Below are 14,167 nucleotides of genomic sequence, written 5' to 3'. Positions count from 1 at the left end.
CGTAGGTACACGCAGGAATGAAACGAAGCGAGTGGTTGTGGCGCACCGGGCGTCGGAGCGAAGCGAGGACGGAGGGATGATTGCCTTACCACGAACTTTGGAGTTGCGAGGGCGCAGTGGGTCCGCGTACCAAGCCGCCCAACGCACAGATGTGGACACTCCGACGGTCGGGCCATTCGGAATGAATCAATGCGATTTCCCTCCTAACACCGCTGAGCTAATAGCTGCTTTCTTTGGTTACTTTCTTTGCAGCAGCAAAGAAAGTGACTGCCGCCCCGCACAGGGGCGAAGCTAATAAACCAATATCAAAGCAAGTTTCATGGAAGCACGAGCGCATCAAACGGTGTAAACAGGAACCCAAGCGCCAGCGCCAAAACACGCGCCAGTGGCAAAAATAAGGGCTCGAAAAAATGGCAAATGCACTTCCCGAAAAGTTGCTCCCGGGCGCGCCCTACCCGCTCGGAGCCAACTGGGATGGACTGGGTGTCAACTTCGCAGTGTTCTCGACAAATGCCCACCGCATCGAGGTGTGCCTCTTCGACAGCACCGGCCGCAAGGAGCTCATGCGCTTCGACCTGCCGGAATGCACCGACGAAATCTGGCACGGCTACCTGCCGGGCGCGCATCCCGGCACCGTCTACGGCTTTCGCGCGCACGGCCCCTATCAGCCGCATCAGGGACACCGCTTCAACCCGCACAAGCTGTTGCTCGACCCCTACGCGAAAAAACTCGTCGGCCCGTGGCGATGGTCGGACGCGCTCTTCGGCTATCGCGTGCATTCGAACCGGCTCGACATGTCGATGGACCGGCGCGACTCCGCCCCCGCAATGCCCAAATGCATCGTCACCGACGACGCCTTCGACTGGTCCCGCGACGTGCGCCCCGACACGCCCTGGGGCGAAACCATCCTCTACGAAACCCACGTGCGCGGCACCTCGATGCTGCGCAACGACATCCGCCAGCACGAGCGCGGCTCGTTCGCGGCACTGTCCTCGCCGTGGTTCATCGAGCATCTGCAAAAACTCGGCATCACCGCCGTCGAATTCCTGCCGGTGCACGCGTTCCTGAACGACCGCTTTCTCGTCGAGCGGGGCCTGCGCAATTACTGGGGCTACAACACGGCGGCGTTCTTCGCGCCCGACCCGTCGTATCTCTCCACCCACCGGCTGAACGAAATGCGCATCGCCGTGCGGCAACTGCACGCGGCAGGCATCGAAGTGATCCTCGACGTGGTCTACAACCACACCTGCGAAGGCAACGAACTCGGCCCGACGGTGTCGTGGCGCGGGCTCGACAACGCGAGCTACTACCGCCTGATCCCCGGCGACGAGCGCCACTACATCAACGAAACCGGCTGCGGCAACACGGTGAACCTGTCGCATCCGCGCGTGCTGCAAATGGTCATGGATTCGCTGCGCTACTGGTGCACGGCCTACAACGTCGACGGCTTCCGTTTCGATCTCGGCGTGACGCTCGGGCGCGAAGGCCACGGATTCGACCCCGGTTCCGGCTTCTTCGACGCCATCCGCCAGGACCCGGTCCTCTCCACCCGCAAGCTCATCTCCGAGCCGTGGGACATCGGCCCGGACGGCTATCAGGTGGGCAATCATCCGCCGGGTTTCGCGGAGTGGAACGACAAGTACCGCGACGGGGTGCGCCGCTTCTGGCGCGGCGACGCGGGCATGCGTCCCGATCTGGCCGCGCGGCTCACGGGGTCGGCGGAACTGTTCAACCGGCGCTTTCGGAAGCCCTGGGCGTCGGTCAATTTCGTGGCGTCGCACGACGGGTTCACGCTCGCGGACGTGACCGCCTACGAGCACAAGCACAACGAGGCGAATCAGGAAGGCAACAACGACGGACACAACGAGAATTGCAGCGCAAACTGGGGGGTGGAAGGGCCAGCCGCCGACCCCGCGATCGTCGGGACGCGCGAGCGCGTCGCACGCGCGATGATCGCGACGACGCTGCTGTCGCTCGGCACGCCGATGCTGCTCGGCGGCGACGAGTTCGGCCGCACGCAGCGCGGCAACAACAACGCGTACTGCCAGGACAACGAGATCTCGTGGATCGACTGGGACCAGGCGAACTCGCCGCGCGGCCGCGCGCTGACGGAATACGTGGCGCGCGTCGTTGCACTGCGCAAGAACTACCCGGTGCTGCGCGAAACGCGCTTCCTGTACGGCGATCGCGAGGTGCTGCCGGGCCTTTACGACGTAAGCTGGTTCGACGAGCGCGGCACGGCGCTCGCGATCGAGGCATGGCAGGACCCGGAAGGCCGCGCGCTCACGCTGCGCCGCGCGGGGCCGGGCCTGACCGGCGAGACGGACGTGATCCTGATGATGTTCAACGGCTCGTCGCAGCCGCTCGATTTCGCGCCGCCCGCGCCGCACTTGGAATGGAACGTGCTCCTGGATAGCGCGGCGCCGGAAGTGCCCCGGCGCCCGCTCGTCGGCAGCGAGATTGCGGTGGCGGCGCACAGCGTCGTCGTCATGCTCGCCCAGCCGACCGGCGACGCCGACTGGCAGGCCGTCTGGATGGCCGGGGCGCATCAGGGCCCGCGGCTTCTGACCGCCCTGCCGCCCGATCCGGGCACGATGACGCCGCGCCACCCGCCCGACACCGACGCGACGCACTGAAAACCGAACGCGCAGCGCTGGAACGCAACCGAAACGGTAGGAAACCATGTCCGAATGTCCGATCGATCCGCACAAGCATCACTATGCGTACTGCCTTCCGTTCGGCGCGCACGTGACGGGCGCGGCGCGCGAAACGCCGAGAACGCGCTACCGCTTCTGGGCGCCGTCGCGCAGGAAGGTGCAACTCGAGATTTACCGTGACGGTGCCGCTCCCGCCCTCACCGACATGGAGTACACGAGCGACGGCTGGTTCGAGGCCGAAGCCGAAGGCGGCGCCGGCACGCGCTACCGCTACCGGCTGGACGACGGCCTCGCGGTGCCCGACCCGGCCTCGCGCTTTCAGCCGGAAGACGTGCACGGCCCGAGCGAGGTCGTCGATCCGCGCGCCTACCGCTGGACCCATACGAACTGGCACGGCCGGCCGTGGGAGGAAACCGTGCTGTACGAGCTGCACGTCGGCGCGATGGGCGGCTATGCGGGCGTCACGCGCCGTCTGCCGGAATTGGCGGAACTGGGCGTGACCGCGATCGAGCTGATGCCGCTCAACGATTTCTCCGGCTCGCGCAACTGGGGCTACGACGGCGTGCTGCCGTACGCGCCGGATTCGTCTTACGGGCGGCCCGAGGAACTCAAGCACCTGATCGACACCGCGCACGGCCTCGGCCTGATGGTGTTTCTCGATGTCGTCTACAACCATTTCGGGCCGGACGGCAATTATCTGAGCCAGTACGCGAAGACGTTCTTCCGCGAAGGCGTGAACACGCCGTGGGGCCCCGCGATCGACTTCGAGCGACCGCAGGTGCGCGATTTCTTCTTCGACAACGCGCTCTACTGGCTGCGCGAATACCGGTTCGACGGCCTGCGGCTCGACGCCGTCCACGCGATCAACGACGACGAGTGGCTGCGCGAGCTCGCGCACCGCGTGCGCAACTCGGTCGAAACGGGGCGCCACGTGCATCTCGTGCTCGAAAACGAGCACAACACGTCCAGCCTCCTCGGGGCGCACTTCAACGCGCAGTGGAACGACGACGCCCACAACACGCTGCACGTGCTCCTCACCGGCGAGGACGAGAGCTACTACAGCGCCTACGCCGAGAAGCCGATCGAGAAACTCGCCCGCGTGCTGTCCGCAGGCTTCGTGTACCAGGGCGATCCGTCACCGATTCACGACGGCAAGCCGCGCGGCGAGCCAAGCGGCCACCTGCCGCCGACGTCGTTCGTCATGTTCCTGCAGAACCACGATCAGGTCGGCAATCGCGCGATGGGCGAGCGTCTGCGTGCGCTCGTCGGGGACGAGGCGCTGTTCGCCGCGACCGGGCTCCTGCTGCTGTCGCCGCAGATTCCGCTGCTGTTCATGGAGGAGCAGTACGGCTCGAAGCAGCCGTTCCTGTTCTTCACCGATTACCACGACGAACTCGCCGACGCCGTGCGCGAAGGCCGCCGCCGCGAGTTTGCAAAGTTTTCCGCGTTCAGCGACGAAAAGCGCCGCGCGCAGATTCCCGATCCGAACGACGAAGGCACGTTCCGCATGTCCTCGCCGGCTTCGGCTGAAGCCGAGGCCACGGCCGAAGGCGACCCCGGCCGCCTCGAATGGCTGCATTTCTACCGCTCCGCGCTCGCCGTGCGCGCGAAGCTGATCACGCCGCGCCTGGCGGGCGCGAAGCCGCGCGGCGCGAGCGTGCTCGATGCGAAGGCGCTCGTCGCGCGCTGGAAGCTCTGCGACGGCGAAACGTTGAGCGTCGCGCTCAATCTCGGCGACACGCCCGTCGCGCTGGCGGAGACGCCGCCCGGCAAGATCATTTTCGAGACGCCCGCCCGCGCGCAGGATCGCGTGAAGCGCGGCGAGCTGGGCGAACGCACGTTCGTCGCGTGGCTGACGGGCGACGTCAACGAATACGCCATCGCACACGATGCCCGGCGCTTCGAAAACACCACGGCCCAACGGAAAATCTCGTGAGCCCGACGTCCAGCAAACCAGCCAGCATCCCGATGAGCACGATCGAAACGCTCGCCGCCCGGGCGGGCTTCGAGGTCGAATGGCAGGACGCGCACAAGAGCACGCGCCGCGTGCCGGAATCCACGCTGCGCGTGTTGCTCGAACGGCTCGGCCTGCCATGCGGCACGGCCACGCAGCTCAAGCACAGCCTCTCGGTCCTCGACGCCGAGCTCACCGGCCGCAAGCTCCCGCCGCTCATCACGGCCGAGGTGGACCGCGGGATCGCGCTGCCCGTCTCGGCGGCGAAGTCGGGCGCGCGCTACCGCATCGAACTGGAAAGCGGCGCGGTGATCGACGGCCGCTTCACGTCGCCCAAGGGCGAGATCGCGCTGCTCTCGCCGGTGTCGGAGCCGGGCTATCACACGCTCGTCATCAACGACCACCACACGACGCTCGCCGTCGCCCCGCCGCGCTGCTACACGATCGACGACGCCTGGCGCGCGCTGCACGAAGGCACGGACGGGGCCGCGAGCGGCAGCGCCCCGCCGCTCTGGGGCGTGGCCGCACAGGTGTACGGGCTGCGCCGCGCGGGCGACGGCGGCATCGGCGACTTCTCGGCCCTCGCGACGCTCGCCGTGGAGGCCGCCAGGCGCGGCAGCCACGCGGTCGCGATCAGCCCGATGCACGCGATGTTCAGCGCCGAGCCGCAGAAGTTCAGCCCGTACTCGCCGTCGTCGCGGCTCTTTCTGAACATCGCGCATATCGATCCGGCCGCCGTGCTGGGCGCGCGCGCGGCTCGCGCCGCGATCGCGGCGGCCGGTGTCGCCGACGAATTCGCCGCGCTGGAGGACCTGTCGCTGATCGACTGGCCGCGCGCGATGAAGGCTCGGCTCGCCGTGCTGCGCGCGCTGTTCGAGACGTTCCTCGGCGACCACGATTCGCCCTTCGCGAAGGACTTCGCCGCCTTCGTCGAAAGCGGCGGGCGCGCGCTGGAAGACCACGCGCGCTTCGAGGCGCTGCAGGCCGCGCAACTGGCGTCGGGGGGCGACGGCCACTGGCGCAACTGGCCCGACGACCTGCGCGACCCGCGCAGCGACGCGGTCGCCGCTTTTGCCGAAGCGAACCGGCGCGAAGTGGACTTCTACCTCTTCATGCAATGGCTCGCCGCGAAGGGCCTCGCGCATGCGCAGCACGCCGCGCAGGACGCGGGCATGGCGATCGGACTCGTCGCGGACCTCGCCGTCGGCTGCGACAGCGCGGGCAGCCACGCATGGTCGTATCGCGATGAAATGCTGACGGGCGTGTCGGTCGGCGCGCCGCCCGATCTCTTCAACCAGGCCGGGCAGTCGTGGGGCCTCACGACGTTTTCCCCGCGCGCGATGCGCACGCAGGGCTTCGCGGCGTTCATCGACATGCTGCGCTGCGCGTTCGCGCGCGCGGGCGGCATCCGCATCGACCACATCCTCGGGCTGCGGCGCCTGTGGCTCGTGCCCGACGGCGAAAGCGCGAAGAACGGCGCCTACCTGCGCTATCCGTTCGACGACCTGCTGCGCCTGATCGCGCTCGAATCGTGGCGGCACCGCGCGATCGTGATCGGCGAGGATCTCGGCACGGTGCCGCCCGGCTTCACCGGCCGGCTCGCGGAACACGGCCTGCTCGGCATACGCGTGCTGTGGTTCGAGCGCGCCGAGAAAGGCGACGGCTTCAAGCCGCCGCAGGCGTGGGACCGCGGCGTCACGGCCACGACCACGACGCACGATCTGCCGACCGTCACCGGCTGGTGGCGCGGCGAGGACATCGTGTGGCGCTCGAAGATCGGGCAGACGGCCGCGCGCGCGGACGGCCGCGACCCCGTCGCGCTTGCGATGGAGGAACGCGCGGCGGATCGCGAGCATCTGTGGCGCGCGTTCCAGGATGCGGGCGTCGCCCCGCCCGACGTGAGCGCGCCGCCGGTGGAAAGCGCGCCTGTCGACGAAGCGCTCGCCTTCGTGGCCGCCACGCCCGCGCCGCTCGTCACGTATCCGCTGGAAGACCTGCTCGCGCTGACGGAGCAGCCGAACCTGCCCGGCTCCATCGACGAGCATCCGAACTGGCGGCGCCGGCTCGTCGTGCCGGTCGACGAACTCTTTCTCGACGACGCGTTCGCGGACCGGCTCCTTGCCGTGGACAGCGCGCGGGCCCGCTCCACCCTCACCCCCCCACCGGCCGAATCGACATGACCGCACCGCGCTCCACGCTCAGGCTGCAGCTCCACAAGGGCTTCACCTTCGACGACGCCGCCGCCCAGGTCGACTACTTCGCGGCGCTCGGAATCAGCCACGCCTATGCGTCGCCGATCACCACGGCGACGAGCGGCTCCGCGCACGGCTACGACACCGTCGACTACACGCGCGTGAACCCGGAACTCGGCGGCGAGGAGGGGCTCAGGCGCTTCGTGGAGAAACTGCGCGCGCGAGAGATGGGGCTGATCGTCGACGTGGTGCCGAATCACATGGGCGTGGGCGGGTCGGAAAACGCGTGGTGGCTCGATATTCTCGAATGGGGCCGTCACGCCGCGCACGCGCGCTTTTTCGACGTGGACTGGCATTCGCCCGATCCTGCGCTGCGCGGCAAGGTGCTCGCGCCGTTCCTCGGCGCCGCGTACGGCGACGAACTGCAGGGCGGCAATATCCGGCTCGCGTTCCGCGCGGACGAAGGGCGGTTCGTGATCGAGTACTACGCGCACACGTTTCCGGTGTGCCCGGTCGACTATCCGTCGGTTCTTCAGGAGGCGCCCGAACTCGCGCAGCGCTTCAACGGCCTCTCGACCCAGCCCGCCGACCAGCCGCGCGCCGACGAGGCGCGCGCCGCGCTCGCGACGATCGCCGCGACTGAAGGCGGGAAGGCCGCCATCGACGCCATCCTCGCCGCGCACGCCGCCGATTCGCCGCAAGGCCGCGAGCGCCTGCATCGCCTGCTCGAGCGCCAGCATTTCCGGCTCGCGTGGTGGCGCACCGCCGCCGACGAAGTCAACTGGCGGCGCTTTTTCGACGTCAGCACGCTCGGCGGCGTGCGCGTCGAGCGGCCGGAGGTATTCGAGGCGTCGCATGCGCTGATCTTCCGGCTCTTCACCGAAGGGCTCATCGACGGCGTGCGCATCGATCACGTCGACGGCCTCGCCGAGCCCCGCGAATATTGCCAGCGCCTGCGCCAGCGGCTCGAAGAACTCGCGCCTAAGCGCCCGGCGGCGCTGCAGGACGGGCGCACGTATTTCGTCGTCGAAAAGATCCTGGCGCGCGGCGAGCCGCTCAGGAGCGACTGGCAGGTGGACGGCACGACCGGCTACGACTTCATGAACGATGTCGGCGCCCTGCTGCACGACCCGCGCGGCGCCGAGCCGCTCGCGCAGGTGTGGGCCGAGCTGTCCGGGCGCAGCGCGCACTTCGCGGAAGAAGCGCTCGTCGCGCGGCGCAAGATTCTGGCGGAAAACCTGTCGGCGGAACTGGACCGGGTGTCACGGGCGCTCCATCGCATCGCACGCGATACCCCGGCCACGCGCGATTTCACCTACGCGTCGCTGCGCCGCGCGGTGGCGGAGCTCGTCGTGCAGTTTCCGGTGTACCGCATCTATCCGGTGAACGCAGTGCGCAGCCCGGAAGACGAGGGCTATTTCTCGAAGGCGCTCGAGGCGGCGCGTGCCGTGCTGTCGCGCGCCGATCAAGTGGTGCTCGATCAGGTCGCGCAATGGCTGGGCGGCAAGCTCGCCGACGAAGCGCCGCCCGCCGCCGAACGCCCCCGGGAACGCGCGGCCGAACGAGGGCGCGAACGTGAGCGTGACCGTGAACGTGAGCGCAATCAGGCCGCCGCGCAGCAGGCGAACGTGCCGGGGTCGAGCGGTTCGCAGCGGCGCACCGCGCAGACGCTCTTTTCGCAGCTGACCTCGCCGGTGGCGGCGAAGGCCGTCGAAGACACGGCGTGCTACCGGTACGGGCGGCTGCTTTCGCGCAACGAAGTGGGCGCCGATCCGGGCGAATTCGCGTTGTCGGTCGAAGCGTTTCACCGCGGCAACCTGGAGCGCTCGAAGGTGTATCCGCACGCGCTGCTCGCCACGGCGACGCACGATCACAAGCGCGGCGAGGACGTGCGCGCCCGCATCGCGGCGCTGAGCGAGATTCCCGACGAATGGGCGGCCACGCTGCGCCAGTGGTCCACGCTGAACGCGCCGCTGCGGCGCCCGGCAGGCGACGGCGACACCAACTGGGCACCCGGTCCCGGCGAGGAGGCGATGCTGTATCAGACGCTCGTCGGCTGCTGGCCGCCGACGCTCTCCCCCGACGACGAGTCCGGCGTGCGCGAACTGGCCGGGCGCGTCGCGCAATGGCAATTGAAAGCGCTGCGCGAGGCGAAGCTGCGCACGAGCTGGTTCGCACCCGACGAGGCGTACGAGAACGCCTGCCGCGAGTTTCTGTTCGACATCGTCGCGCCGCAAAGACGCGACGGCTTTCTGCGCGAGCTGCCGGAGTTCGTTGCGCGCATCGCGCGCAACGGCGCGATCAACAGTTTCCAGCAGACGCTCTTGCGCCTCACGTCGCCGGGCGTGCCGGATCTTTACCAAGGCACGGAGCTGTGGGATTTCAGCCTGGTCGATCCCGACAACCGGCGGCCCGTCGATTTCGAGGAGCGGCGCGCGTGGCTCGCGCAATGCGACGAACAGGGACCGCCGTCCGCGCAGATGCCGAACTGGCGCGACGGCCGCGTGAAGCTCGCGCTGGTGCGGCGCGCGCTCGCGCTGCGCCAGCACGCGGCGTCGCTGTTCGCGCAGGGCGCGTACGTGCCGCTGACAGTGGAGGGAGCACACGCGGATCGCGTGATTGCCTACGCGCGCCATGCGGGCAGCGCCTATGCCATCGTCATTGCAACGCGGCTCGCCGAGCCGCTACTTTCCGGCGGCGGCGACCTGCCGCTCGTCGATGCCGACCGATGGGGCGATACCGCCGTGCTGCTGCCGCAGGCGCTGGATTCGCGCGCCCTCTTCGACTGGCTGAGCCCCGGGGCACCGAAGGCGGACGGCGAGCGTCTGTTCGTGCGGGATGCGCTCGCCGCCATGCCGGTGGCGCTGCTCGTGGAAGAAGGCGTGCCCAGGCCTTGAGCGGTTTCATTTGCGCCGTTTTTGCACCCTGCTTCAGGGCGTCGGAGCTTCAAGGCGCTCCTCGCCGGTCCGGGGAGCGCCTTGAAGCTCCCTATTGCCTTCGCGCGCTGCCGAACGGTCGCACTCGAAGGCCGGACGCGCGCGGGCTAAAATCGGCCGACGCTCTCCTTCGTACCCGCTCGCCCCGCCGTCATGCACAAACCATCACAAAAGATCGTCAGCATTGCGCCTGATCACGGCGCATCCCCGTTGTCGAAGATGCAGAAGGCTTTCAACAGCCTGATCGCGCGAATCGATAAAAAACGCGCGCTGCTGCAAGCCTGGGAAGACGCCATTCCCGCGATCCACCAGAAATATGCCGCCGACCTCAGGCCCTTGCAGCAGACGTTCGACGAGCATCGGATGCGCATGGTGCAGCAGCTCGATCTGGCCTGCGACCAGAAGGGACTCACGGGTGCGGAGCGGCGGCTGATCGCGCAACTGATCGTCGAGACGGCCAGCGACCTCCTCTCCGTTCGCGATGACGCGCAACTCAAGGCGATCTACCAGCGCCACAGCGGCAGCGACTTCGACGCCGAGACGGCCGCCCGGCTGGAAGACGCGAAAGCGATGGTCGAGGACATATTCGGCGTGGAACTGGGCGACGACGTGGACCTGAACTCTCCCGAAGACGTCGCTGAGCGCATATCGTCCATCCTCGAGGCGCAGCAGCAAGCGGAAGACGAGGTGCGTCAGGCACAGAAGGCCCACCGCAGGCAAACCGCCCGGCGATCGGCCGCGCAGGCGAAGCGGGAGCAGGCGCGGGAGGCCGAGCAGGCGCAGCTCAGCCTGTCGGTGCGGGAGGTGTATCGCAAGCTCGCGAGCGCGCTGCATCCCGATCGCGAATCCGATCCGGAGGAGCGCGCCCGCAAGACCGCGCTGATGCAGCGGGTCAACCACGCCTACGAGCGGAACAATCTGCTGCAATTGCTGGAGCTTCAGCTGGAACTGGAGCACATCGACCAGGATGCGCTCAACAACATCGGCGAAGACCGGCTGAAGCACTACAACGCGATTCTGAAGGAGCAGCTAGCCGAACTGGATGCGGAAATCAGGCACGTGGAAACGGGTTTCGTCGAATCGTTCGGGCTGCCGCCGTTCACCGCCCTGACTCCGAAAAGCGCCATGCGCCTGATGAAAGACGATATCGCCACGCTCAGGCACAACATTCAGGTAATCGAACGCGACCTGTTGCACATGTTCGACAGCATCAAGACGCTGAAGGCGTGGCTCAAGCGCGCGCGATACCCGGCCGAGGCGGGTCCGTTCGACGAAATGCCGTACTGAAAACGCGCCGCCTCGCTAATCGGCTGCCTCCACCGCCTCCTCGCGCGGATAGACGCGCACCAGCACGATGCGCGGCCCGTTCATCTTCTTCACGACGATATCGAATCCGTCGAACTCCACGCGCTGACCTTCGTTCGGCAAGTCGCCGAGCGCGTTGATCACGAGGCCGCCGACCGATTCGGCCCGCCCTTCGTCGATATCGATGCCGAGCGCGCGCTCGAGCGACACCACCGGCAGGCTGCCCTTGCCCATCAGCGTGCCGTCGTCCATGCGCGACCAGTCGGCGTCGCCCTGGCGGAACTCGTCGTGAATCTGCCCGACGAGCGCGGCGAGCAGGTTGTCGAGCGTGAGAAAGCCGATCGGCTTCGCGCCCTTGCTGCCGACCAGCGCGAAATGCGGCGCACCCTTGCGAAAGCGCCGGAACAGTTCGAGCGCGGAGAGCTTCGGCGACACGTACTGCACCGGACGCACGTACTTGTCCAGCTTGTCGGTCTTGCCCGGCTCGGTCTTCGCGATGCCGAGCGTGATGCCGCGGCCCACGCCGTCGCGCGCGAGCAGCAGGTCCTTCAGGTGGATCATGCCGAGCACGCGTTCGCCCGAGCCGTCGGCGAAGAGCGGGTAGCGGCTGAAACGGTGACGCGCGATCACGACGAGGTTGTCGCGCATCGGCACGTCGTTGCGCAGCCCGACCATCTCGTGCGCGGGCCGCATCAGGTCGGACACCGTCATGCGGCTGAAGTCGAGCGAATGCGCGATGGTGTTCCACTCGTCCGCGTTATACGCCGACGCGCCGCCAAGACGCCGGCCGCGCAGGATGAGCTTCAGTTCGTCGGTGGAATAGAGCGCGTCATGGCCGTGTTCGTCCGACAGGCCGAAAAGGCGCAGCACCCAGTTCGCGCTCGTGTTCAGCACCCAGATGAACGGGTACATCAGCCAGTAGAAGCCGTAGAGCGGCATGGCGAGCCACAGGCCCACCTGCTCGGAGCGGCGGATCGCCCAGGATTTCGGCGCCAGTTCTCCGACGACGATATGCAGGAACGAAATGACTGAAAAGGCGAAAAAGAGCGAGATCGAATGGATGACCTGCTCGGACTCGATGCCGGCGAGCGCAAAGAGCGGATGCAGCAGCGTGGCGAAGGCCGGCTCGCCGATCCACCCCAATCCGAGCGACGCGAGCGTGATGCCCAGCTGGCACGCCGAAAGATAGGCGTCGAGCTGTCCGTGAACCTTCGCGAGCACGCGCCCGGGAAGCCCGTTGGTCCGCGCGATCGCCTGGACGCGCGTCGCGCGCAGTTTGACGAGCCCGAACTCGGCCGCCACGAAAAACCCGTTCAGCGCGACGAGCAACAATGCACCGACGAGCGCAACAACCTGAGCCAAAGCAACTCTCTTTCGAAATGGAAAGCGTCAGTATAGGGGCGCCGGCGGATCGGAAGAAAACTTACATGCCCGCGAGCGGCACGCGCAAAGTCAGCGCGACCGGCGCGCCGTCCGCGATGTCGGCGTGCTCGAAACCGCCGCCATGCGCCTCGGCGACGCGCTTGCACAGCGCGAGCGCCCACGCGATCCGCCCGCCCTCGCGCGGCTCGAGCGCCTGCCTGCGCGCGAAGGCTTCGAGCGCATGCGGCAACTGGTCGTCGACGAGCGCGGCCGTGGATGCCGTGAACCGCACCTGCGCGAGCCACGCGCCGCCGTCCACGTTGCTCGACAGGACCACCGGGGCGCCGCGCCCGCTCGCCTCCACCGCGAACGCGAGCATCAGCCAGAGGGCCTGCGTGAGCCGCTCGGCGTCGCCTTCCACCTGCTCCTCCGCCAGCGTCGAATCGACGCTCACCGTCACGCCGCGCGTGTCGCCGAGACTCGCGCGCGCAAGCGCCGCGGCACGCTCGATCAGCGTGCGGATCGCGGCCGGCGCGAGCGACAGCGCGAGCGTGCGCGTCTCGGCGCGCGTCTTGTCGACCGATCGTTCGATCAGCTGCACCTGCTGCTCGACCCCCGAGCGGATGCCTGCGAGCGCGCGCTGGGCGGCGGCATCGGCGGCATCGACCTTGCGCTCGAGCACGTAGCCCCAGCTGTGGATCGCGTTGAGCGGGCCGCGCAGATCGTGCGACACGATCGACAGCACGTGGTCGCGCATGAAGAGCGCCGCCTCGGCGCGAAGATGCGCGATGCGCTCCCGGCTTTCACCCGCGCCCGGCGCCGCGCCGCCGCACGGCGAAACAATCAGCGTGACCGATTCACTGGCGGGCAGCGCGAGAATCGCGAAGCTGCGCACGGTGCCGCCGTCGTCGAGCGAGACCTGCGCGCGGCGCGCTCCGTTCGCCGCGAGCGCGGCGTCGGCGGTCTCGGCGAGGATCGCGGAGAGCGGCCCCGGCAGCGCCGTGTCGGCGAGCGCGCGGCCTTCCAGCGCGTGCACATCGAGATCGAAGATGTGGGCAAAGACGGCGTCGGCACTGATACAGCGCTGGGCGGCATCGAGCACGAGCAGGCCGTCGGTGCCGGCGACCGGCGCATCGCCGGGCCCCGGCTGCCCCGGTTCGAGCGCTCCGGAAAATGACGTTGTCACGATTGAAAATCCCTGCGGGTTCAGTGTTGCCAGGCCTTTTTCAGGACGCAAGATCATTATAAGTGACCGTCCAGAAGGCCCGCGGTGCCGGTTCGGCGGCTTTGTCACCGGCAATTTCGGGACGGCGTGCCCGGACCTCAGCAAATGCCGTGCTCGCTCCCGCATTCGCACGAGGCCCTACAATACGGGTTCCAGATACCACCGGCGACCGCCGGACTTACAGGGAGCATTTATGTCGACTGTCACAACCGATTCGGGTCTCAAGTACGAAGACGTCACCGTGGGCGAGGGCGCGGAAGCCGTCGCCGGCAAGACGGTGAGCGTGCACTACACCGGCTGGCTCACCGATGGCCAGAAGTTCGATTCCAGCAAGGACCGCAACGACCCGTTCGCGTTCGTGCTCGGCGGCGGCATGGTGATCAAGGGCTGGGACGAAGGCGTGCAGGGCATGAAGGTCGGCGGCGTGCGGCGCCTGACGATTCCGCCGCAACTCGGCTACGGCCCGCGCGGCGCGGGCGGCGTGATTCCGCCGAACGCCACGCTCGTGTTCGAAGTGGAACTGCTCGACGTCTGAA

The 14,167-nt window shown here is 68.0% G+C and carries 8 protein-coding genes; 6 read left to right on the top strand and 2 right to left on the bottom strand.

All coding sequences use genetic code 11. From position 1 onward, the window contains the following. Window positions 1–410: 410 nt before the first annotated feature. The 5 genes from glgX (at window position 411) to BG61_RS31840 (ending at window position 11,026) form a co-directional block, all read left to right on the top strand. Window positions 411–2,636, top strand: coding sequence for a glycogen debranching protein GlgX (gene glgX / locus BG61_RS31860; protein ID WP_035927315.1), 2,226 nt, complete (start codon window positions 411–413; stop codon window positions 2,634–2,636). A gap of 46 nt (window positions 2,637–2,682) precedes the next feature. Then, complete coding sequence (gene treZ, locus BG61_RS31855) at window positions 2,683–4,593, top strand: malto-oligosyltrehalose trehalohydrolase (protein ID WP_035927318.1); 1,911 nt, start codon at window positions 2,683–2,685, stop codon at window positions 4,591–4,593. Between the two features lie 32 nt (window positions 4,594–4,625). Then, window positions 4,626–6,791, top strand: coding sequence for a 4-alpha-glucanotransferase (malQ, locus tag BG61_RS31850; RefSeq protein WP_035927321.1), 2,166 nt, complete (start codon window positions 4,626–4,628; stop codon window positions 6,789–6,791). Further along, a complete protein-coding gene (gene treY, locus BG61_RS31845; RefSeq protein WP_035927324.1) occupies window positions 6,788–9,700 on the top strand; it encodes a malto-oligosyltrehalose synthase in 2,913 nt (970 codons plus the stop codon). Before malQ ends, treY begins: the two co-directional genes overlap by 4 nt. 258 nt (window positions 9,701–9,958) lie before the next feature. After that, on the top strand, window positions 9,959–11,026 hold the full coding sequence (locus tag BG61_RS31840) for a J domain-containing protein (protein ID WP_232256006.1): 1,068 nt from the start codon (window positions 9,959–9,961) through the stop codon (window positions 11,024–11,026). A gap of 15 nt (window positions 11,027–11,041) precedes the next feature. Here the strand turns inward: BG61_RS31840 and BG61_RS31835 are convergent, their stop codons facing one another. Further along, window positions 11,042–12,406: a hemolysin family protein gene (locus tag BG61_RS31835; protein WP_035927329.1), complete on the bottom strand. Its 1,365-nt coding sequence runs from the start codon at window positions 12,404–12,406 to the stop codon at window positions 11,042–11,044. Between the two features lie 61 nt (window positions 12,407–12,467). Beyond that, complete coding sequence (locus tag BG61_RS31830; RefSeq protein ID WP_306434151.1) at window positions 12,468–13,592, bottom strand: sensor histidine kinase; 1,125 nt, start codon at window positions 13,590–13,592, stop codon at window positions 12,468–12,470. Between the two features lie 232 nt (window positions 13,593–13,824). Here BG61_RS31830 and BG61_RS31825 point away from each other — a divergent pair, with 232 nt between their 5' ends. Beyond that, complete coding sequence (locus BG61_RS31825) at window positions 13,825–14,166, top strand: FKBP-type peptidyl-prolyl cis-trans isomerase (RefSeq protein WP_035927331.1); 342 nt, start codon at window positions 13,825–13,827, stop codon at window positions 14,164–14,166. The last annotated feature ends 1 nt before the right edge of the window (window position 14,167 follow it).

Source organism: Caballeronia glathei (genome assembly GCF_000698595.1).
Classification (GTDB): Bacteria; Pseudomonadota; Gammaproteobacteria; order Burkholderiales; family Burkholderiaceae; genus Caballeronia; species Caballeronia glathei.
The sequence above is the reverse complement of the archived record's forward strand: the minus strand, read 5'-3'. Positions and strand labels throughout refer to the sequence as shown.

What these genes read in the sequence shown, in the direction of transcription:
- treZ (WP_035927318.1), top strand. Translation starts at nt 2,683, where the DNA reads ATGTCCGAATGTCCGATCGATCCGCACAAGCATCACTATGCGTACTGC.
- BG61_RS31825 (WP_035927331.1), top strand. Translation starts at nt 13,825, where the DNA reads ATGTCGACTGTCACAACCGATTCGGGTCTCAAGTACGAAGACGTCACC.
- malQ (WP_035927321.1), top strand. Translation starts at nt 4,626, where the DNA reads ATGAGCACGATCGAAACGCTCGCCGCCCGGGCGGGCTTCGAGGTCGAA.
- glgX (WP_035927315.1), top strand. Translation starts at nt 411, where the DNA reads ATGGCAAATGCACTTCCCGAAAAGTTGCTCCCGGGCGCGCCCTACCCG.
- BG61_RS31840 (WP_232256006.1), top strand. Translation starts at nt 9,959, where the DNA reads ATGCAGAAGGCTTTCAACAGCCTGATCGCGCGAATCGATAAAAAACGC.
- treY (WP_035927324.1), top strand. Translation starts at nt 6,788, where the DNA reads ATGACCGCACCGCGCTCCACGCTCAGGCTGCAGCTCCACAAGGGCTTC.